This window comes from Kitasatospora sp. NPDC056531, from assembly GCF_042794375.1.
Taxonomy (GTDB): domain Bacteria; phylum Actinomycetota; class Actinomycetes; order Streptomycetales; family Streptomycetaceae; genus Kitasatospora.
In genome coordinates this window covers 179,958-198,475 of sequence record NZ_JBHTTU010000003.1, presented here as the reverse complement: position 1 = coordinate 198,475, position 18,518 = coordinate 179,958, and the positions used below count along the sequence as shown (strand labels likewise).

Sequence of the window (18,518 nt, the reverse complement as noted above, 5' to 3'; positions counted from 1 at the left end):
CGGAAACCGAAGAGAAGCGGTGGCGGGCGTCCGCCCCCCTCCCTCCCCCGGCTCATTTCGTTCTACGTCGTCTGCGTTCCACGTTGTCGTCGAGCGGCTCAGAAGCCGCCGGTCTGCTCGTCCCGGCGGCGCTGCCAGCGCTGCTCCACGCGGTCCATCATCCCGGCCTTGCGGCGCGGGGCGGCGGCCTGACGGGGGCCGGAGCCCTGGCCCGCGGGCCCGCGGCGCCAGCCGGTCACGGCGAACACCGCGCACCCGAGCATCACCAGGAAGCCCACGACACTGACCCAGATCTGGTCCGGAACGACCATGCCGCCCATCAGCAGGCCGATCCCCACCACGAAGCCGGCGATGGCCAGATAGACCCGCCGACGGGTGTAGGTGCGCAGCCCGGTTCCCTCAAGCGCTGACGCGAATTTGGGATCTTCGGCATACAGCGCTCGCTCCATCTGGTCGAGCAGTTGCTGCTCGTGCTCCGAGAGCGGCACGGAGTCCTCCTACTCGTCGGTCGCGGGTGCGACCGGTCCGCCACCCCGGTCGGGGAGGCAAGTCCAATCAGCCTTGGGCACACGGTCGGACGCCTGTGCGGGGGGACCCGGCCCGTGTCGTCCATATGCCCCACGCATCCGGCTGTCATGCTTTCCGGCTTTACCCAGATCATACGGTCCGTGAGCCCGTTACGGGGTGGTCTGCGCCGCGTGGGACGGGCCACTTCGACCGGGCGGGGCCGCACCCGTCTCAACGCGGGACGGCTCGGACAAGTGCCCGATGCGGTGGAATCGGCCCGGAGCCGGGGAGGATTCGCGAGCGCACCGAGGCGAGGCGCGGGAGACCGGCACCCGTCCGGGAAGCGAACCGCCGCCGCACGGTGTGCGAACCCTACGGCGGCGGGCAGGCCCCAGGGCTTGGACCGAGGGCTCCGCGGGGGCTCCGCGGTTGGCTCCGCAGGGGCTCAGGCCAGGGTGGCCAGCAGGTGCAGCTGGGTGGCCACGGCGTGGAAGGCGGGCTGCGCGGCGGCGGCCTCCTCCAGCTTCAACAGCGCCTCCATCGCGCCCGGCTCGGTGTCCACCAGCACGCCGGGCACCAGGTCGGCGAAGACCCGGACGCCGTGCACCGACTCGACCCGCAGGCCCGCGCCCTCGGCCAGTCGACCAAGCTCCTCGCCGGTGAAGCGGCGCGGCATCGGGTCCTGCTCGCCCCAGCGGCCGTCGACGGCGGAGAGCACCGCCCGGGCCTCGTTGAAGTGGCCGGCCAGCGCGCGGGCCAGGACGGCGCCGTTGCGGTTGGCGGCCAGCAGGCTGACCAGGCCGCCCTTGCGCAGGGTGGCGGCCAGGCTGCCGAGCGACTCGGCCGGGTCGTCCACGACCTCCAGCACGCCGTGGCAGAGCACCGCGTCCACGGTGCCGGGGGCGACCAGCTCGGGCAGCGTCTGGGTGTCGCCCTGGACGGCGCGCACCAGATCCGTCACGCCGGCCTCGGCGGCCCGGCGCTCCAGCGCGAACAGCGCGTCCGGGCTCGGGTCGACCACGGTGACCCGGTGGCCGAGCTTGGCCACCGGCACGGCGAAGTTACCGGTGCCGCCGCCGGTGTCGACCACGTCGAGCACCGGCTGGTCCAGCTCGGCCGCCCGCTTCTCCAGGGCTGCCCGCACCACCTCCCACACCACGGCGGTACGCAGGGCACTGCGGGGACGCGTCGGGTACAAGGTCGGGCTCCTTGGCACGTGCAGTTCGATCAGGATGCCTCCACCTTAAGCCTGCCCGGCGGCCGCCCACCCCTGCCGGGTGGCCGCGCCGTTCACGGCAGGGGGCTCGTCGTCGCCCAGCGGGAGCCTGGGGGCGGGCGGGGTCGGGTGGAGGCCGAGCAGGCGCTCGACCAGACGCAGGAACAGGGCGGAGTTGCGGATCAGGTCGTCGGCGTCGCGGGCCGAGGCTGCTCCCCGGATCCCGGCCTCGGCGGCGGCCCGGCGGCGGGCGCCGGCGCCGTAGTAGAGCGCCCACTCGGCGAGTTCGGGGGCCACCTCGGGCAGCACCTCCCAGGCGCTGCGGATGGCCTTGCGCCTTCGCGGGCTCTTCTCCGGCCGCCCGCGCACGGCCAGCACGGCCGCCACCGTGCGCAGCGCGGCCAGGTGGGCGGTGGCGTAGCGCTCCAGCGGGTCCTCCAGCGCGCGGGCGCGGGCGAGGGTGCGGTGGGCGTCGGCGAGCAGGTCGAGGGCGGCGGGCGGCGCGGCCGTCCGGCGCAGCACGGGATGGACGTCCCGCCCGGCGGGGCGCCCCCCGGAGGAACCCGGGGATCCCGGGAAGCCCTGGGAGTGCGGCAGGGCGGCGGAGTGGAGGCGGGCGGTGACGGGCTCAGGACGGCTGATGGTCATGGTCTCCCCCGTTCCGAGGCAGCGCGCGGACCGGGTGGTCCGTGCTCCCCCATCGTGAACGGCACCACTGACAATCCTCACCCGGTCGGCGTACCGGCGGCGGGCGCGGGCCCTCCCCCGTGCCGCGCCGCCGCCGTTTGCCGTCGCTCCGCCGTCCCCCCACCGGGAGGCGGGGCGCGGTTCCCCCCTCGGTGGCCGGTCTCCCCCCGGCCCGCTCCGCCGCCCCGTGTCGGCGGTGCGGGGTCCGTGACCGGCACCTGTGCGGACTTCCGCCGCCGCCCCCGGGCCCTCCCGGCCGGGGGACGGACGGATCCGCCACCCGGGCGGTCCGGCGCCCGACGCGCCGACCCTCCCGGGTGCCACTACTTTCCCGTCTCGGCAGGTCGGAGGCCATCCGCTGACGTACTCAACCCTGGATCTGAGTATCCGTACTCAGTCCGCCGTCCTCCGCCCGGTCCGGAACCGCGGCGGTGGGCCGCGACGTCCCGGGTCCCGGTACGGTACGCGGGGCCGGAGCTGCCCGGTCGGCCGGGGCGAATCATGGAGTCTCGGATCCCGGGACTGCGAGGAGGGGGACACGATGACGATCCTGCCGCTGATCTTCACCAGCGGTCTGGCCAGCGGCATCAACGCGTACGCGGTGGTGCTGCTGCTCGGTCTGCTGGGCCGCTTCGCCGACGCCCAGTCGGTGCCGCACGCACTGGAGCGCACCGATGTGCTGATCGCGGCGGCGGTGCTGTTCCTGCTCGAGGCGGTCGCGGACAAGATCCCGTACGTGGACACCGTCTGGGACGCCGTGCACACGGTGATCCGGCCGATCGCGGGCGCCGTGGTGGGCGTGCTGATCGCGAGCACCGACCCGGGTTCGCTCAGCGAGGTCGTGGCCGGTGCGATGGGCGGGACCACGGCGCTGGTCAGCCACCTGGTGAAGGCCTCGCTGCGGATGGCCGTCAACACCTCGCCCGAGCCGGCCAGCAACATCGTGGTCAGCCTGCTGGAGGACCTGTCGGTGGCCGGCCTGGTCATCCTGGCGATCTTCCACCCCTGGCTGGCGGCCTCGATCGCCGCCGTGCTCCTGGCCGTCGGCCTGCTGCTGGTCTGGCTCGCGATCAGTAAGATCCGTGCCTTCCGGGCCCGCCGCCGCGAACGCAGGGCCGCCCGGGCGGCCGGGGCGGGTGCGCTCTCCCGACAGGCCTAGGATCGGGTGCCATGGCAAAGATCGTCATCATCGGTGCAGGAATGAGCGGGCTCGCGGCGGCCTCCCGGCTGGCGACCCTCGGCCACCGGGTGACGGTCTGCGAGGCCGGCGGCACGTACGGCGGCATGGTCGGCCGGTACGAGCGCGACGGCTTCGCCTTCGACACCGGGCCCGGCCTGCTCCCGCTGCCCGCCGTCTACCGCGACCTCGCCCTGAAGACCGGCAAGGAGCCGCTGGAGCAGCTGGTCGAGCTGGCCCCGGTGGACCCGGAGAGCCGACACCTGTTCGCCGACGGCACCGCCGTCACGCTGCCCAACGCCTCGCGCGGCGGCGTCAGCCAGGCCCTGGACGCCGCCTTCGGCGCGGGCTCCGGCGCCCGCTGGAGCGCGGTGATGAACCACGGCCGGACGGTCTGGGAGGCCACCCGCCGCCCGCTGCTGGAGGAGCCGCTCCCGACCGACCGGGGCTTCCTGGGCACCGACCCGTACCCCGTCCCGGCGCGCGGCGGACTGGCCCGGCTGCGCCGTCCGCGGCCGTGGACGCTGGCGGACGTGGCACGGCGCGAGCTCGGCGGCCACCCCGGCCTGTCCGCCCTGCTGTTCGAGGCCGCGGTGCGGTACGGCTTCACCCCGGGGCAGGCGCCGGCCGGGGCCACCGTGCTGCCGTACATGGAGCAGTCCTTCGGCGTCTGGTACGTCCGGGGCGGCCTGCGGGCCCTCGCGGAGGCGGTGTTCCGGCGCTGCGAGCTGCGCCGGGTCGAGTTCCGCTTCGACACCCCGGTCACCCGGGTGGTCGTCGAGGACGGCCGGGCGAGCGGGGTCGAGACGGCGGCCGGCCGGATCGACGCGGACCTGGTGGTCTCGGCGATGGACGTCAACGCCCTCTACCGCCACGGCCTCGCCGAGTGTCCGGGCCTGCCGGTCGAGCGCTGGGAGCCCCAGGAGGTGCCCGGCCGGTTCAGCGTGCTGCTGGCGCTGCGCGGTCCGCGCCCGGAGGGCACCGCGCACCGGACGGTGGTGCACGCGGCCGACCCGGCCGCCGAGGAGAACGCCCTGACCCTCTCGGCGCCGCCCTGCGAGCGCCCCACCGTCCAGGTGCTGCGCCCGGACGACCCGGCGCTGCGCCCCGACGACGCCCACGAGAGCGTGGTGCTGACCGCGACCGTCCCGGCCCAGGGCGAGTTCGACTGGACCGCCCCGGGCGTGGCCGACCGCTACGCCGACCAGTTGCTGGCCCACGTGGACGCGGCTGGCCTCGGCCTGCGCGAGCGGGTGCTGTGGCGGGTCGTGCGGACCCCGGAGGACACCCGCCGGGAGACCGGCGCGCTGGGCGGCGCGATCGCCCGGCCGGTCCTGGCCGGATCCTCGGGAGCGTGGCTGAAGGCCGCCAACGAGTCCCCCGTCCCCGGGCTCTACCTGGTCGGCGGCAACGCCCACCCCGGCGGCGGGCTCTCCCGGGTCGGTATGTCGGCCTGCATCGCGGCTGGCCTCATCGGCCCGGCGTAACCGGGGAGCCGCCGTCCGTCAGCCCTGGTGCCAGGTGCTCTGCTGCTGGTAGCCGTAGCCGCCCTGGTCGTACATCGGCTGCTGCGGGACGCCCTGGCCGTGCTGGTCCAGGTGGGGCTGCTCGGGCTGGGGCTGCCACTGCTGCTGGGCGTTCGGGTCCCAGGCCTGCTGCTGCTGTTGCTGCTGGTAGCCGGCGTACTGGTCCTGCTGCTGGACGTAACCGCCGTACGGGTCCTGCTGCTGGACGTAACCGCCGTAGGCCTGCTGGTCGTAGGCGAAGGCGGGCTGCTGCTGGGTCTGCCACTGCTGCTGGTCGTAGCCGGACTGGTAGGCCGCGGCGTACGGGTCCTGGGGCTGCTGCTGGGCCTGCTGCTGCTCGTAGTACGCGGGGGCGTAGACGCCGTCCTGGGCCAGCTCCTGCATCTCGAAGGCGGCGGTCTGCTCGACCTCCGGGACGTCCTCGGTGACCGGTTCCGGGGCCGGGGTCTCCTCGACCGCACTGACCTCGCCGACCAGGTCCTCGGTCGCCGCGACGGCCGCGACCGTCGCCGCACCGCCGGTGAGGGCGCCGAGCAGCGGCACCTTGGCGAGCGGACCGGGCAGGCTGCCGTCGGCCTTCCGCAGGGACCAGCCGGTCCGGTAGCCGCGCTTGACCGACAGGGTGACGAAGGTCTGGCCGACCGCGAACAGTCCGGCGCCGGCGCCGATCACCACGACCGAGCCGAGGGCCATCCCCGCGGCGACGCCGAGGAAGCCGACCAGGGCGAGCACCCGCCAGTGCAGCGGCGCCCGGTTCTGCAGCAGGACCTCGGCGATCAGCCAGAGCGCCACCACCGCCAACGCGACGTACAGCAGCAGGAATCCGATGCCCATCCGCGCGCTACCTCCAGTCGCGTGCCCGCGCGCGCCGCGCGTGTGCGGCGACTGTACCGGTTCAACGGCCGGGGTACCGCATCGCGTTCCCGCCGCCGGCGGCTCCGGCCGCACACGACCGAGCCCGCCACCGTCGAGACGGTGACGGGCTCGTGAACACCCACCGAAGAACGCGCGTGACCGGAGCACCAGGCGCTTCTCCGGAGCGCCATGCGCTTCTAACGCCGGTGCAACCCCAGGTTCTGGTAGATCTCCAGCGTCGCCGTCGAGTGGTTGAGCGTGATGAAGTGCAGGCCGGGCGCGCCCTCGGCGAGCAGGCGTTCGGCCATCGCGGTGGCGTGCTCCATGCCGATCGCCCGCAGCGCCGCCGGGTCGTCGATGGCCGCCCGCAGCCGGGCCTCCAGCTCCGCCGGAAAGGCCGAGCCGCTGAGCTGCGGGAAGCGCTCCAGCTGCTTGGCGTTGGTCACCGGCATGATCTCCGGGATGATCGGCGTCTCGCAGCCCGCGGCGGTCACCCGGTCGCGGAACCGCAGGTAGTCGTCCACCTCGAAGAACATCTGGGTGATCGCGTAGTCCGCGCCGGAGCGGATCTTCGCGACGAAGTGCCGGATGTCCTCGTCCCAGTCGTCCGAGCGCGGGTGCCGGTTCGGCGAGGCCGCGACGCCGACGCAGAAGTCGCCGATGCCCTTGATCAGCTCCACCAGCTCGTACGCGTAGGTGACGCCGTCCGGGTGCCGGACCCAGTCGCCCATCGGGTCGCCGGGCGGGTCGCCGCGGACCGCGAGGATGTTCCGCACCCCCTGGTCGGCGTACTGGCCGATGATGTTGCGCAGCTCGGCGACCGAGTGGTCCACCGCGGTCAGGTGGGCGACCGGGGTGAGCGTGGTCTCGGTGGCGATCCGGCCGACCATGTTGACGGTGCGCTCGCGGGAGGAGCCGCCGGCGCCGTACGTCATGCAGACGAAGTTGGGGTCCAGCGGTTCGAGTCGACGGATGGCGTCCCAGAGCTTCTGCTCGCCGACCTCGCTGCGGGGCGGCATGAACTCGAAGGAGAAGGAGCGCTTTCCGGCCGCCAGGAGCTCGCGGACCGTCTGCGCGCGATCCGGTCTCGTGGAAGCGATGCCGAGTGCCATGCTGGCAGGTTATCCGGCGTTCGAAGGGGCCGGACAACTCGATTCCACCATGTGGGACAAGAGGTGGACCCTCCTCCGCTTGCCTTCCGGGCGCCCCCGGGAGCCCGCTCGCACGCCCGTTCCCAGCTCCCCCGCTACGCTTGCTGCACCCCAGCGAACCAGCGGAGCATCATCGTGACCTCGTCCAGCAACCGGCCGGCCAACCCCATTGACGTGGAGGACGTCCGCGCGCGCGTCAACGCCGCCCTCACCACGTTCATGGACGGCCAGTCCGCGCTGCTCGGCAAGATCTCGCCGCAGCTGGTGCCCGCCTCCGACGCGCTGCGCGACTTCCTGCTGGACGGCGGCAAGCGGCTGCGCCCGGCCTTCTGCTACTGGGGCTGGCGCGGCGCCGGCGGCCCGGCCGCCGGCGAGGGGATCGCCAACGCGGCGGCCGCGCTGGAGCTGCTGCAGGCCAGCGCCCTGGTGCACGACGACCTGATGGACCGCAGCGACACCCGCCGCGGCCTGCCCTCCGTCCACCGCCGCTTCGAGGCCCTGCACCGGGACAGCGGCTGGCGCGGCGACCGCGAGCAGTACGGCACCTCGGCCGCGGTGCTGCTCGGCGACCTGCTGCTGATCTGGTGCGACGAGCTGTTCCTGCGCTCCGGACTGGACCCGGCCGCCGTGCTGGCCGCCAAGCCGGTGTTCGACCTGATGCGCACCGAGGTCATGGTCGGCCAGTACCTGGACGTGCTGGAGCCGGTGGCCGGCGACTCGACCGACGAGGGCGCGCTGGACCGCGCGCAGACCGTCCTGCACTACAAGTCGGCGAAGTACACGATCGAACGACCGCTGCAGGTCGGCGCCCTGCTCGCCGGGGCCGGGTCGGAGCTGGTCGAGGCCTTCGGGGCGTTCGGGCTGCCGCTGGGCGAGGCCTTCCAGCTGCGGGACGACCTGCTCGGGGTCTTCGGGGACCCGGCCGTCACCGGCAAGCCGGCCGGGGACGACCTGCGCGAGGGCAAGCGCACCCTGCTGGTCGCGCACGCGATGCGCGCCCTGCCGCCCGCCGACGCCCGGCACCTGGACGCCCGGCTCGGCGCGCCGGACCTGGCCGCCGAGGAGGTCGTCGAGCTGCGCGAGCTGGTCGCCCGCAGCGGCGCGCCCGAGCTGGTGGAGCGCCGGATCGAGGAGCTGATGCGACAGTCGCTGGCCGCGCTGGAGGCGGCGCCGCTCGCCGACGAGCGGGCCCGCACGGTGCTGCTGGCGCTGGCCGAGGCCGCCACCGTCCGCAAGTACTGACGGACGGCGGCGGCCCCGGAGGCGGTCAGAGCGCCCCGCGCACCCGGCGGGACAGCTCGGCGGCGGCCGCCTGCGGGTCCTGCGCCGCGGTGATGGCCCGGACCACGACGATCCGGCGGGCCCCGGCGGCCAGCACCTCGTCCAGGTTGCCGAGGTCGATCCCGCCGATCGCGAACCACGGCCGGTCGGTCGGCTGCTTCGCCGCGTACGACACCAGGCCGATGCCCGGCGCCGGGCGGCCCGGCTTGGTCGGGGTCGGCCAGACCGGGCCGGTGCAGAAGTAGTCCACGCCCGGATCGGCGATCGCCGCGTCCACCTCGGACTCGGCGTGGCAGGACCGTCCGATCAGCACGTCCTCGCCGAGGATCGCCCGGGCGGCCATTACCGGCAGGTCGTCCTGGCCGAGGTGCAGCACGTCCGGCCGGGCCGCGTGGGCGACGTCGGCGCGGTCGTTGACGGCCAGCAGCTTTCCGTGGCGGCGGCAGGCGTCGGCGAAGACCTCCAGGGCCGCCAACTCCTGCTTGGCCTCCAGGCCCTTGTCGCGGAGCTGGACGATGTCCACCCCGCCGGCCAGCGCCGCGTCCAGGAACTCGGCGAGGTCGCCCTGCTCGCGGCGGGCGTCCGTGCACAGGTACAGCCGGGCGTCGGCCAGGCGTCCGCGCAGGCCGGTCATCACAGCGCCATGGCCTGGGCGCGGCGCTTGACCTCGGTGGCGCGGTTCTCCCACAGCGCCTGCACCGGGGTGCCGGGCAGCGACGGGTCCTCGGTGAACATCCACTCGATGATCTCCGCGTCGGAGAACCCGCTGTCCCGCAGCACGGTCAGCAGTCCGACCAGGTGCTTGACCGGGCCGGTCTCGTCGATGAACGCCGCCGGGACCTGCAGCGACTTGTTGGGACCGCGGCGGACCGCGATCAGGTCACCCTGCTTGACCATGTTGCGGACCTCGGTGACCACCACACCCCACCGCTCGGAGATGTCGGGGAGGTACAGCCACTCGGGGACCAGGGCTTCAGTCTTGGCATCGATCTCACTCACGGCACCAGACTGCCACCTCAGCCCCCCGCCACGCACACGCCCCCCAAGGGCCCGTCCTCAAACCCTCGCCTGCGGGGCGGCCCCGGGGCACGCACCTCGCACCCCAACGCCGCTCCGCCCGCCCTTCGGGCGGACGACGGGGCTTTGAAGACGGGCCCTAGCCGACGGCAGCCTTCAGCGGCACCGACGGGTCCGCCGCGCGGACCGGGTCCAGCACCGCACCGCGCTCGATCAGCTTCCGCCCCTGGGTCAGGTCCCGCGGCCGGTCCACCGCCAGCAGCGCGCTCGGCACCCCGTCGCGCAGCCAGAGCACCGACCAGGCGGCATCCCGCGGGCTGCCGCGCCACAGCAGCTCGTCGCCCTCGGCGTGCCGGCCGGCGTACTGGACCATCCGGCCGAACTGCTCGGACCAGAAGTACGGCACCGGGTCGTACGGCACGTGCGCCCCCAGCACGGCGGCGGCCGCGGCCTCGCCGGACTGCAGCGCGTGGTCCCAGTGCTGCACGGCCAGCCGGGCACCGGAGCGGGCCGACGGGTAGCTGACGCAGTCCCCGGCCGCGAAGACCCCGGGCAGGCTGGTGCGCAGCCGCTCGTCCACCAGGACCGCCCCGGCCTCGTCCAGCTCGACGCCCGAGCCGGCCAGCCAGCCGGTCGCGGGCCGGGCGCCGACGCCGACCACCACCTCGTCGGCGGGCAGGTGCGAGCCGTCCGCCAGCAGTACCGCGCCCGGCTCGACGGCGGCCACGCCGACCCCGCAGCGCAGCTCGACCCCGGCCTCGGCGTACCAGGCGGCCATCGCCGAGCCGACCCCGGTCGGCAGCGCGCCCGGCACCGGCGCCGGGCCGGCCTCCACCACGGTCACCTCGCAGCCGGCCTGCCGCGCGGCGGTGGACACCTCGGCTCCGATCCAGCCCGCGCCGACCAGCACCAGCCGCAGCCCGGGGCGCAGCAGCGCGCGCAGCGCCAGGGCGTCGTCCAGGGTGTGCAGCAGGTGGGCGCGCTCGGCGCCGGGCAGGGCGCGCGGGGTGGCGCCGGTGGCGATCACCAGCGAGTCGTACGGGAGGTCGCCGTCGTCGGTGTGCAGCACGCCCGGGGTGAGGCCGGTGGCGCGCCGGCCGGTGAGCAGCTCGATGCCGAGCTGCCCGTAGTCGATGTCCAGGGTGGTGGCGTCGGCCTTGCCGAGCAGCACGTCCTTGGAGAGCGGCGGCCGGTCGTACGGCGCGTGCGGCTCCTCGCCGACCAGGGTGATCCGCCCCCGCCAGCCGCCCTGCCGCAGCTTCAGGGCGCACTGCGCCCCGGCCAGCCCGGCCCCGACGACGACCACCTGATCCGTTCCGCTCAGCTCTGCCACGCCCGTCACTGTACTCAGCGCCGCGGCGGCACCCGGCGGCCGTCCACCCCTCGGGCGGGCCCGGCGGCAACCGTCCTGCTCACCCGTCCCACCCCTCACACGGCCCTTCGGCCGGGCCGACCCCCGGCGTTAAGGTGGGTGCACCACACGGGAGCCCGGCGTACCGGGCTGAGAGGCGGGCTGGCACGGCCCGCGACCGTCCGAACCTGATCCGGGTCATACCGGCGAAGGGAGAAGAGCAGCTTTGTCACGCTTGCCATCAGGCGCCCGCGCCGACGTGCTGGTGATCGGCGGGGGCATCGTCGGCCTCGCCGTCGCGTGGCGCGCCGCGCAGCGCGGGCTGAGGAACGTGATCGTGGTCGACCCCTCCCCCGGCGGCGGGGCGGCCTCAGTCGCGGCCGGGATGCTCGCCCCGGTCACCGAGCTGCAGTACGGCGAGGAGCCGCTGCTGCGCCTCGGCATGGCCTCGAACGAGCGGTACGCGGCCTTCGCGGCCGAACTCACCGAGGCGAGTGGCGGGGAGGACACCGGCTACCGCCGGTGCGGCACGATCGCCGTCGCGCTGGACTCCGACGACCGCGAGGAACTGCGCGAACTGCACGCCTTCCACCAGCGGCTCGGCCTGGAGTCGAGCTGGCTGACCGGCCGGGAGGCCCGCAGGCTGGAGCCGATGCTGGCCCCCGGCGTGCGCGGCGGCCTGCACGTCGCGAACGACCACCAGGTGGATCCCCGGCGGCTGCTCACCGCACTGCTGCTGGCCGGTGAGCGCGCGGGCGTCGTCGGTCGGCGCGCCGAGGCCGTCGAGCTGCTCGTGGAGGACGGCCGGGCGGTCGGCGCCCGGCTCAGCACCGGGGAGACGGTGGCCGCCGATCAGATCGTGCTCGCCGCGGGCCCGCACAGCCACCGGCTGCCCGGCCTGCCCGAGGGCGTGCTGCCCGCGATCCGCCCGGTGAAGGGGCAGGTGCTGCGGCTCCACATCCCGGAGGCCTACCGGCCGTTCCTCTCCCGCAACGTCCGCGCGGTCGTGCGCGGGCAGCACCTGTACCTGGTGCCGCGCGAGAACGGCGAGCTGGTGATCGGCGCGACCACCGAGGAGCAGGGCTACGACACCACCGTCACCGCCGGCGGCGTGTACGAACTCCTGCGCGACGCCCACGAGTTGGTCCCGGGCATCACCGAACTGCCGCTGCTGGAGACCTCCGCCGGACTGCGCCCCGGCTCACCGGACAACGCCCCGCTGCTGGGCCCGACCCCGCTGCCCGGACTGGTCGCCGCCACCGGCCACTACCGCAACGGCGTGCTGCTCACCCCGGTGACCGCCGACCTGGTCGCCGAGTACCTGGTGACCGGCGAAGTCCCGGATCTCGCAAGGCCGTTCACGCCCGCCCGGTTCTCCCCCGACCACTCCACGACGAAGGCCTCCGCATGACCGAGATCGCCCTGACCGTCAACGGCGAGCCCCGCCGGACGCCCGCCACCACGACCCTCGCCGAGCTGGTGGCCACCGTCAGCAAGGCCAACACCGGCGTCGCCGCCGCCCTCAACGAGGCCGTGGTGCCCCGCAGTTCGTGGTCCGAGACGCCGCTGAGCACCGGCGACCGGGTCGAGATCCTCACCGCCGTCCAGGGAGGCTGAGCCATGGCCGACGACCTTCTCACCATCGCCGGGACGACCTTCTCCTCCCGGCTCATCATGGGCACCGGCGGCGCGCCCAGCCTGGAGGTCCTGGAGCGCGCGCTGCTCGCCTCCGGCACCGAGCTGACCACGGTGGCCATGCGCCGGGTCGACGCCACCACCCAGGGCTCCGTCCTGGACGTGCTGACCCGCAACGGCATCCGGGTGCTGCCCAACACGGCCGGCTGCTTCACCGCCGGCGAGGCCGTGCTGACCGCCCGGCTGGCCCGCGAGGCGCTCGGCACCGACTGGGTGAAGCTGGAGGTGATCGCCGACGAGCGCACCCTGCTGCCCGACCCGATCGAGCTGCTGGACGCCGCCGAGATCCTGGTCGACGACGGCTTCACCGTGCTCCCGTACACCAACGACGACCCGGTGCTGGCGCGCAAGTTGGAGGACGTCGGCTGCGCGGCGATCATGCCGCTGGGCTCGCCGATCGGCTCCGGTCTGGGCATCCGCAACCCGCACAACTTCCAGCTGATCGTGGAGGACGCGGGCGTCCCGGTGATCCTGGACGCGGGCGCCGGCACCGCCTCCGACGTCGCGCTGGCGATGGAGCTGGGCTGCGCGGCGGTGATGCTGGCCTCCGCGGTGACGCGCGCTCAGGACCCGGTGCTGATGGCCGAGGCGATGCGGCACGCCGCCGAGGCCGGCCGGCTCGCCCACCGGGCCGGCCGGATCCCGCGCCGCTTCCACGCCGAGGCCTCCTCCGCGATGGCCGGCCGCGCCGCCCTGGACACCCGGGAGCGGCCGGCCTTCTGAGACCGGGTGTCCCGTGTCACAAGCCGGGCACAGCCGGGCCCGGAGGAGGTGTCCTCCGGGTCCGGCGCGCGGCTTCACCACTAGACTCGCCCGGGTGGACATGGCTTTGCACGACCCCCTGATCGGTACCCTGCTCGACAACAGGTACCGGGTCGAGCAGCGCATCGCGACCGGCGGGATGTCCACCGTGTACCAGGGCACCGACACCCGGCTGGACCGGGTGGTCGCCCTCAAGGTGATGCACCCCCAACTGGCCGGGGACGAGGGCTTCACCGCCCGCTTCATCCGCGAGGCCAAGGCGGTCGCCAAGCTCACCCACCCCAATGTGGTCAACGTCTTCGACCAGGGCGCGGACGGCGGAAACGTTTTCCTCGCCATGGAGTACGTCCCCGGCCGCACCCTGCGCGACCTGCTGCGCGACCGCGGCGCCCTGTCGGTGCGGGCCGCGCTGGACGTCCTGGAGCCGGTGCTCGCCGCCCTCGGCGCCGCCCACCGGGCCGGGCTGGTCCACCGGGACGTCAAGCCGGAGAACGTGCTGATCACCGAGAGCGGCCTGGTCAAGGTCGCCGACTTCGGCCTGGTCCGGGTGCTCGGCAGCGCCGACGGCGCGCCCACCTCGACCAGCACCGCCACCGGCGGCACCGTGATGGGCACCGTCTCCTACCTGGCCCCCGAGCAGATCCTCCCGGACGCCCCCACCGACCAGCGGGTCGACGTCTACGCGGCCGGCATCCTGCTGTACGAGATGCTCACCGGCCGCCGCCCGCACACCGGCGACAACCCCGTCCAGGTCATGTACAAGCACCTGCACGAGGACGTCCCCGCCCCCTCGCTGGTCGCCCCCGCCGTCGCCCCGGCGCTGGACGCCATCGTGGCCGGCGCCTGCTCCCGGGCCGCCGACGCCCGCCCGTACGATGCGGTCGAGCTGCTCGCCGCCGTCCAGCGGGTCCGCCGCACCCTCGCCCCGGCCGAGCTGGACGCCGAACCGCCGGCCTCCACCCGGCCCAGCCCGCGCTACCCGACCAGCGAGCCGACCTCGGTGATCCAGCCGCTGCCCCGGACCGCCGACGCCCCGCCGCCGGAGCGCACCAGCGTGCTGGACGTCCCGGCGGAGCTGATGGACCAGCTGCTGGTCGAGCCGCGCCCGTACGACGAGCCGACCCCGGTGCGGACCCGCCGGCCGGGCCGGCCGCGTCGCCTCCCGCGCAAGCCGATGATCTGGGCGGCCGCACTGACCGCCCTGGTGCTGGCGGTCGGCGGCGCCACGTACGGCATCTCCGAGGGACTGTACGGCTCGGTGCCGGGCGTGCTCGGCAAGGACCGGGGCGAGGCGCAGCGGATCCTGGACAAGGAGGGCATGCACGGCAGGTTCGTCGAGGTGTACAGCGAGTCCGTCCCGACCGGGCAGGTGATCTCCACCGACCCCGGGGTGGGCGCGCGCACCCGCAAGAGCGACTCGGTGACGGTCACCGTCTCCAAGGGCCCCAAGCGGATCGCGGTGCCGGACGTCACCGGCAAGAGCGCGGATGACGCGGCCGCCGCGCTGGCCGCCGCCCAGCTGACCAGGGGCACCGTGACCGGGACCTACGACGACGGGGTGCCGGAGGGCTCGGTGATCAGCAGCTCGCCCGCCGCCGGGCAGCTCCTGCAGGAGAACGCCGCGGTCTCGCTGGTGGTCAGCAAGGGCATGGTGGCGATCCCGAACGTCACCGGGATGAGCCGGGACGACGCGCAGAAGGCGCTGCAGGCGGCGGGCTTCACGATGAAGGCCGCCACCGACTGGACCCTCGGCATCGGCAAGGTGAGCGGCCAGTCCCCGGCGGCCGGCGAGCGGCGCCCGCAGAAGACCGCGGTGACGGTCACCTTCTCGTTCTTCTGACCGGGCCGGGCCTCAGCGCAGCGGCCCGTCGCCGGGCTCCTCCTGGTAGGAGTAGCGCTGCTCGCGCCAGGGGTCGGCCAGGTTGTGGTAGCCGCGCTCCTCCCAGAAGCCGCGCCGGTCGGCCCGCATGTACTCCACCGCCCGCACCCACTTGGGGCCCTTCCACGCGTACAGCCGCGGGACCACCAGCCGGACCGGGAAGCCGTGCTCGGCGGTCAGCGCCTCGCCGTTGCGGTGGGTGGCGAGCAGGGTGTGCTCGTCGGCGAAGTCGGCCAGCCGCAGGTTGGCGCTGTAGCCGTACTCGGCCCAGACCATGACGTGGGTGACGCCGGGCGCCGGGGGAACGAGGTCGAGCAGGGTGGCGGCGGGCACGCCCGTCCACTCGTTGCCGAGCAGTGAGAACTTGGTGACGCAGTGCAGGTCCGCGACCACGGTGGCGCGCGGCAGGGCGGTGAAGGCCTCGAAGTCCCAGCTGTGCTTCTCCGCCGAGGCGGTGGCGCCGAACACCTGCAGGTCCCAGGTCAGCGGTTTGAAGCGGGGCACCGGCCCGTAGTGCAGGGCGGGCCAGCCGCGCTGCGCGCGCTGGCCCGGGGGGAGCCTCGGGTCAGACGGCGGAAACGGTTCTTGTTCGGACTGACCCATGGCTCCATGGTGACAGACGGCGGACAGGCCATGGCGCGCGCCCCTTCACGCGCGGTTCACGCCCTGCCCGTACGGACCAATGGTCGATCACCCACCCTCCGACTTCACCCCAAATCAGACATTCCGCCACATGTCCTAGTGAGTGTGAACTTACTGGAATTTCCTCCCAATACGGTGCCAGGATGCGCAGCGCAGGACTCACCGCAGGACGTAGCGCAGGGAGGCAGCACCATGCAGGGCGACCCGGAGGTCATCGAGTTCCTCAACGAGCAGCTCACGGCCGAGCTCACCGCGATCAACCAGTACTTCCTGCACGCCAAGATGCAGGAGAACTTCGGGTGGACGAAGCTCGCCAAGTACACCCGGCACGAGTCGTTCGACGAGATGAAGCACGCCGAGACGCTCACCGACCGGATCCTGTTCCTGGAGGGGCTGCCCAACTACCAGCGACTGTTCCACGTCCGGATCGGCCAGACGGTCAAGGAGATGTTCGAGGCCGACCGCCAGATCGAGGTCGAGGCGATCGACCGGCTCAAGCGCGGGGTCGTGGTGATGCGGGCCAAGAACGACATCACCTCGGCGAACATCTTCGAGGACATCCTGGCGGACGAGGAGCATCACATCGACTACCTCGACACCCAGCTGGAGCTGCTGGAGAAACTCGGCGAGGCGCTCTACATCGCCCAGGTGATCGAGCAGCCGGAGTCCTAGGCCACCCGCAGCGGGACCACCGGGGCGATCGGGGCTGCCAGGCCCGGCTTCGGGGCGGTCGGCGCGGGAACGTCCTGGACCTCCGGGTCGGCGAGGCCGAGCTTCGCGGCCAGCCTGGCGGTCGGGCAGGGCCGGGCGCCGTGCTCACCGAGCAGCGCCTGGATGCGGCGGACGCAGGACCCGCAGTCCGTGCCCGCCTTGCAGCCCTTGGCTATCTGGCGCGGGGTGCTGGCGCCCCCGTCGATCGCCTTCTTCACCTGGTCCTCGGTGACCGCATGGCACATACACACGTACATCGCGGTCTCTCCCTGGGTGAAGCGCGGGCGAAGCGCACAGAGTGGATCTTGACTAAGGCTTGCCTTAGCTCACTAAGCCTCACCTTACCCGGCGATCCGGGCACGAAAAAGCCCCTCCGGGCTCGGGAATCCCGAATCCGGAGGGGCCTTCGTCACAGTTGTTCGCCCGCCCGCCTCCGAGCAGCGGCTCGGGGCGACAGCCCACTCGTTACTGGCCGCGGTACATCTCCGCCACCAGGAACGCCAGGTCCAGCGACTGGCTGCGGTTGAGCCGCGGGTCGCAGGCCGTCTCGTAGCGCTGGTGCAGGTCGTCCACCAGGACCTCGTCGCCGCCGCCGACGCACTCGGTGACGTCGTCGCCGGTCAGCTCCACGTGGATGCCGCCCGGGTGGGTGCCGAGCGCGCGGTGCACCTCGAAGAAGCCCTTGACCTCGTCCAGCACGTCGTCGAAGCGGCGGGTCTTGTGACCGCTGGACGCCTCGAAGGTGTTGCCGTGCATCGGGTCGCAGATCCACACCGGCTGGGCGCCGGAGGCGGTGACCTTCTCCACCAGGCCGGGCAGGTGGTCGCGGATCTTGCCCGCGCCCATCCGGGTGATGAAGGTGAGGCGGCCGGGCTCGCGCTCCGGGTCCAGCTTCTCGATCAGGGTGAGCGCCTCGTCCACCGAGGTGGTCGGGCCCAGCTTGACCCCGATCGGGTTGCGGATCCTGGAGGCGAACTCGATGTGCGCGTGGTCCAGCTGGCGGGTGCGCTCACCGATCCACACCATGTGGCCGGAGACGTCGTACAGCTCGCCGGTGCGCGAGTCCACGCGGGTCAGCGCGGTCTCGTAGTCGAGGATCAGCGCCTCGTGCGAGGAGAAGAACTCGACGGTCTTGAACTCCTCCGGCGCCACACCACAGGCGTTCATGAACGCCAGGGCGTTGTCGATCTCCCGGGCGAGCTGCTCGTAGCGCTGGCCGGCCGGCGAGTTGCGCACGAAGTCCTGGTTCCAGGCGTGCACCTGGCGCAGGTCGGCGTAACCACCGGTGGTGAAGGCGCGCACCAGGTTGAGCGTCGCGGCGGAGGCGTTGTACATCCGCTTCAGGCGCTCCGGGTCCGGGATGCGGGACTCGGGGGTGAACTCGAAGCCGTTCACCGAGTCGCCGCGGTAGACCGGCAGGGTCACGCCGTCACGGGTCTCGGTCGACTTGGAGCGCGGCTTGGAGTACTGCCCAGCGATCCGGCCGACCTTGACGACCGGGACCGAGGCCGCGTACGTCAGCACGGCGGCCATCTGCAGCAGGGTCTTCAGCTTGTTGCGGATGTGCTCGGCCGAGACGCCGTCGAAGGCCTCGGCGCAGTCGCCGCCCTGGAGGAGGAACGCCTCCCCACGCGCCACGGCAGCGAGCCGGGCGCGCAGCTGGTCACACTCGCCGGCGAAGACGAGGGGCGGATAGGAGGCGAGCTCAGCAAGGGTCTTGCGCAGAGCCTCTTGGTCCGGCCATTCAGGCTGCTGCGCCGCGGGCAGGGACTGCCAGGAGTGGAGATTCGTCACGGTCACAAGGCCAAGGCTACGGGGTGGCACGAGCGATTCGTGCCGATTGCCCGAGGGATGAGACACATCTCGGACGAAGCCGCGTGCACCCTCACCCGCTCGGCAGTGTCCGATACGCTCGACCCATGCACGCGCCCCACACCCACTCCTGGTGGTGGGCCTCCTCCATGGGTGGCCCACAGATCGCGCGTTCCTAGACGAACACGACGGCCGCCCCTCGGGGCGGCCGTCGACGTCTGAGGCAGAGACGGCCCTCCGGGAGCGGAA

At 73.5% G+C, this 18,518-nt stretch carries 19 protein-coding genes and 1 riboswitch; of the genes, 8 read left to right on the top strand and 11 right to left on the bottom strand.

Annotation, left to right across the window (positions count from 1 at the left end):
- Positions 1–98: 98 nt before the first annotated feature.
- From ACFQ87_RS05620 to ACFQ87_RS05610, 3 genes are all read right to left on the bottom strand, one after another.
- Positions 99–488: a DUF3040 domain-containing protein gene (locus ACFQ87_RS05620; RefSeq protein WP_380609284.1), complete on the bottom strand. Its 390-nt coding sequence runs from the start codon at positions 486–488 to the stop codon at positions 99–101.
- A gap of 464 nt (positions 489–952) precedes the next feature.
- Positions 953–1,705 carry a methyltransferase domain-containing protein gene (locus ACFQ87_RS05615; protein WP_380609283.1) on the bottom strand — a complete coding sequence of 251 codons (753 nt, stop codon included), beginning with the start codon at positions 1,703–1,705 and terminating at the stop codon, positions 953–955.
- Positions 1,706–1,750: 45 nt separating this feature from the next.
- Positions 1,751–2,371: an SAV_6107 family HEPN domain-containing protein gene (locus tag ACFQ87_RS05610; RefSeq protein WP_380609282.1), complete on the bottom strand. Its 621-nt coding sequence runs from the start codon at positions 2,369–2,371 to the stop codon at positions 1,751–1,753.
- Between the two features lie 580 nt (positions 2,372–2,951).
- Between ACFQ87_RS05610 and ACFQ87_RS05605 the strand changes: the two genes are divergently transcribed.
- Positions 2,952–3,569 (top strand): DUF4126 domain-containing protein, encoded by a 618-nt coding sequence (locus ACFQ87_RS05605; protein WP_380609281.1) that lies wholly within the window; start codon positions 2,952–2,954, stop codon positions 3,567–3,569.
- 11 nt (positions 3,570–3,580) lie between these two features.
- The gene (locus ACFQ87_RS05600; protein WP_380609280.1) at positions 3,581–5,074 is read left to right on the top strand and encodes a phytoene desaturase family protein; all 1,494 of its coding nucleotides are present in this window, start codon (positions 3,581–3,583) and stop codon (positions 5,072–5,074) included.
- A gap of 18 nt (positions 5,075–5,092) precedes the next feature.
- Here the strand turns inward: ACFQ87_RS05600 and ACFQ87_RS05595 are convergent, their stop codons facing one another.
- Positions 5,093–5,947, bottom strand: coding sequence for a hypothetical protein (locus tag ACFQ87_RS05595; RefSeq protein WP_380609279.1), 855 nt, complete (start codon positions 5,945–5,947; stop codon positions 5,093–5,095).
- Between the two features lie 218 nt (positions 5,948–6,165).
- Positions 6,166–7,080: a methylenetetrahydrofolate reductase [NAD(P)H] gene (gene metF, locus ACFQ87_RS05590; RefSeq protein ID WP_380609278.1), complete on the bottom strand. Its 915-nt coding sequence runs from the start codon at positions 7,078–7,080 to the stop codon at positions 6,166–6,168.
- Between the two features lie 174 nt (positions 7,081–7,254).
- On the opposite strand from metF, the gene ACFQ87_RS05585 reads away from it, so the two are divergent.
- Positions 7,255–8,361 (top strand): polyprenyl synthetase family protein, encoded by a 1,107-nt coding sequence (locus ACFQ87_RS05585; protein WP_380609277.1) that lies wholly within the window; start codon positions 7,255–7,257, stop codon positions 8,359–8,361.
- Positions 8,362–8,386: 25 nt separating this feature from the next.
- On the opposite strand, the gene thiE is transcribed toward ACFQ87_RS05585, so the two are convergent.
- The 3 genes from thiE to ACFQ87_RS05570 form a co-directional block, all read right to left on the bottom strand.
- Positions 8,387–9,034 (bottom strand): thiamine phosphate synthase, encoded by a 648-nt coding sequence (gene thiE, locus ACFQ87_RS05580; RefSeq protein WP_380609276.1) that lies wholly within the window; start codon positions 9,032–9,034, stop codon positions 8,387–8,389.
- The gene (locus ACFQ87_RS05575; RefSeq protein WP_380609275.1) at positions 9,034–9,399 is read right to left on the bottom strand and encodes an Rv2175c family DNA-binding protein; all 366 of its coding nucleotides are present in this window, start codon (positions 9,397–9,399) and stop codon (positions 9,034–9,036) included. The genes thiE and ACFQ87_RS05575 overlap by 1 nt, the downstream gene beginning before the upstream one ends.
- 157 nt (positions 9,400–9,556) lie before the next feature.
- Positions 9,557–10,759 carry an NAD(P)/FAD-dependent oxidoreductase gene (locus ACFQ87_RS05570; RefSeq protein ID WP_380609274.1) on the bottom strand — a complete coding sequence of 401 codons (1,203 nt, stop codon included), beginning with the start codon at positions 10,757–10,759 and terminating at the stop codon, positions 9,557–9,559.
- Between the two features lie 128 nt (positions 10,760–10,887).
- Positions 10,888–11,000: riboswitch (TPP riboswitch) on the top strand.
- Between the two features lie 3 nt (positions 11,001–11,003).
- On the opposite strand from ACFQ87_RS05570, the gene thiO reads away from it, so the two are divergent.
- From thiO to pknB, 4 genes are all read left to right on the top strand, one after another.
- The gene (thiO, locus tag ACFQ87_RS05565; RefSeq protein ID WP_380609273.1) at positions 11,004–12,179 is read left to right on the top strand and encodes a glycine oxidase ThiO; all 1,176 of its coding nucleotides are present in this window, start codon (positions 11,004–11,006) and stop codon (positions 12,177–12,179) included.
- The gene (gene thiS, locus ACFQ87_RS05560) at positions 12,176–12,385 is read left to right on the top strand and encodes a sulfur carrier protein ThiS (RefSeq protein WP_380609272.1); all 210 of its coding nucleotides are present in this window, start codon (positions 12,176–12,178) and stop codon (positions 12,383–12,385) included. The genes thiO and thiS overlap by 4 nt, the downstream gene beginning before the upstream one ends.
- A 3-nt stretch (positions 12,386–12,388) precedes the next feature.
- Positions 12,389–13,186 carry a thiazole synthase gene (locus ACFQ87_RS05555; protein WP_380609271.1) on the top strand — a complete coding sequence of 266 codons (798 nt, stop codon included), beginning with the start codon at positions 12,389–12,391 and terminating at the stop codon, positions 13,184–13,186.
- 100 nt (positions 13,187–13,286) lie between these two features.
- The gene (gene pknB, locus ACFQ87_RS05550) at positions 13,287–15,065 is read left to right on the top strand and encodes a Stk1 family PASTA domain-containing Ser/Thr kinase (RefSeq protein ID WP_380609400.1); all 1,779 of its coding nucleotides are present in this window, start codon (positions 13,287–13,289) and stop codon (positions 15,063–15,065) included.
- 12 nt (positions 15,066–15,077) lie between these two features.
- Here pknB and ACFQ87_RS05545 read toward each other — a convergent pair whose 3' ends face one another.
- On the bottom strand, positions 15,078–15,707 hold the full coding sequence (locus ACFQ87_RS05545) for a molybdopterin-dependent oxidoreductase (protein ID WP_380609270.1): 630 nt from the start codon (positions 15,705–15,707) through the stop codon (positions 15,078–15,080).
- Between the two features lie 231 nt (positions 15,708–15,938).
- Here ACFQ87_RS05545 and bfr point away from each other — a divergent pair, with 231 nt between their 5' ends.
- Positions 15,939–16,418 (top strand): bacterioferritin, encoded by a 480-nt coding sequence (gene bfr, locus ACFQ87_RS05540; protein WP_380609269.1) that lies wholly within the window; start codon positions 15,939–15,941, stop codon positions 16,416–16,418.
- On the opposite strand, the gene ACFQ87_RS05535 is transcribed toward bfr, so the two are convergent.
- Together ACFQ87_RS05535 and ACFQ87_RS05530 are read right to left on the bottom strand one after the other, a co-directional pair.
- The gene (locus ACFQ87_RS05535; RefSeq protein WP_380609268.1) at positions 16,415–16,714 is read right to left on the bottom strand and encodes a (2Fe-2S)-binding protein; all 300 of its coding nucleotides are present in this window, start codon (positions 16,712–16,714) and stop codon (positions 16,415–16,417) included. The genes bfr and ACFQ87_RS05535 overlap by 4 nt on opposite strands.
- A 208-nt stretch (positions 16,715–16,922) precedes the next feature.
- Positions 16,923–18,257, bottom strand: a complete 1,335-nt coding sequence (locus ACFQ87_RS05530; RefSeq protein ID WP_380609267.1) for a class II 3-deoxy-7-phosphoheptulonate synthase — start codon at positions 18,255–18,257, stop codon at positions 16,923–16,925.
- Between the last annotated feature and the right edge of the window lie 261 nt (positions 18,258–18,518).

What these genes read in the sequence shown, in the direction of transcription:
- ACFQ87_RS05610 (WP_380609282.1), bottom strand. Translation starts at nt 2,371, where the DNA reads ATGACCATCAGCCGTCCTGAGCCCGTCACCGCCCGCCTCCACTCCGCC.
- ACFQ87_RS05605 (WP_380609281.1), top strand. Translation starts at nt 2,952, where the DNA reads ATGACGATCCTGCCGCTGATCTTCACCAGCGGTCTGGCCAGCGGCATC.
- ACFQ87_RS05600 (WP_380609280.1), top strand. Translation starts at nt 3,581, where the DNA reads ATGGCAAAGATCGTCATCATCGGTGCAGGAATGAGCGGGCTCGCGGCG.
- ACFQ87_RS05595 (WP_380609279.1), bottom strand. Translation starts at nt 5,947, where the DNA reads ATGGGCATCGGATTCCTGCTGCTGTACGTCGCGTTGGCGGTGGTGGCG.
- metF (WP_380609278.1), bottom strand. Translation starts at nt 7,080, where the DNA reads ATGGCACTCGGCATCGCTTCCACGAGACCGGATCGCGCGCAGACGGTC.
- thiE (WP_380609276.1), bottom strand. Translation starts at nt 9,034, where the DNA reads ATGACCGGCCTGCGCGGACGCCTGGCCGACGCCCGGCTGTACCTGTGC.
- thiS (WP_380609272.1), top strand. Translation starts at nt 12,176, where the DNA reads ATGACCGAGATCGCCCTGACCGTCAACGGCGAGCCCCGCCGGACGCCC.
- ACFQ87_RS05555 (WP_380609271.1), top strand. Translation starts at nt 12,389, where the DNA reads ATGGCCGACGACCTTCTCACCATCGCCGGGACGACCTTCTCCTCCCGG.
- pknB (WP_380609400.1), top strand. Translation starts at nt 13,287, where the DNA reads ATGGCTTTGCACGACCCCCTGATCGGTACCCTGCTCGACAACAGGTAC.
- ACFQ87_RS05545 (WP_380609270.1), bottom strand. Translation starts at nt 15,707, where the DNA reads ATGGGTCAGTCCGAACAAGAACCGTTTCCGCCGTCTGACCCGAGGCTC.
- bfr (WP_380609269.1), top strand. Translation starts at nt 15,939, where the DNA reads ATGCAGGGCGACCCGGAGGTCATCGAGTTCCTCAACGAGCAGCTCACG.
- ACFQ87_RS05535 (WP_380609268.1), bottom strand. Translation starts at nt 16,714, where the DNA reads ATGTACGTGTGTATGTGCCATGCGGTCACCGAGGACCAGGTGAAGAAG.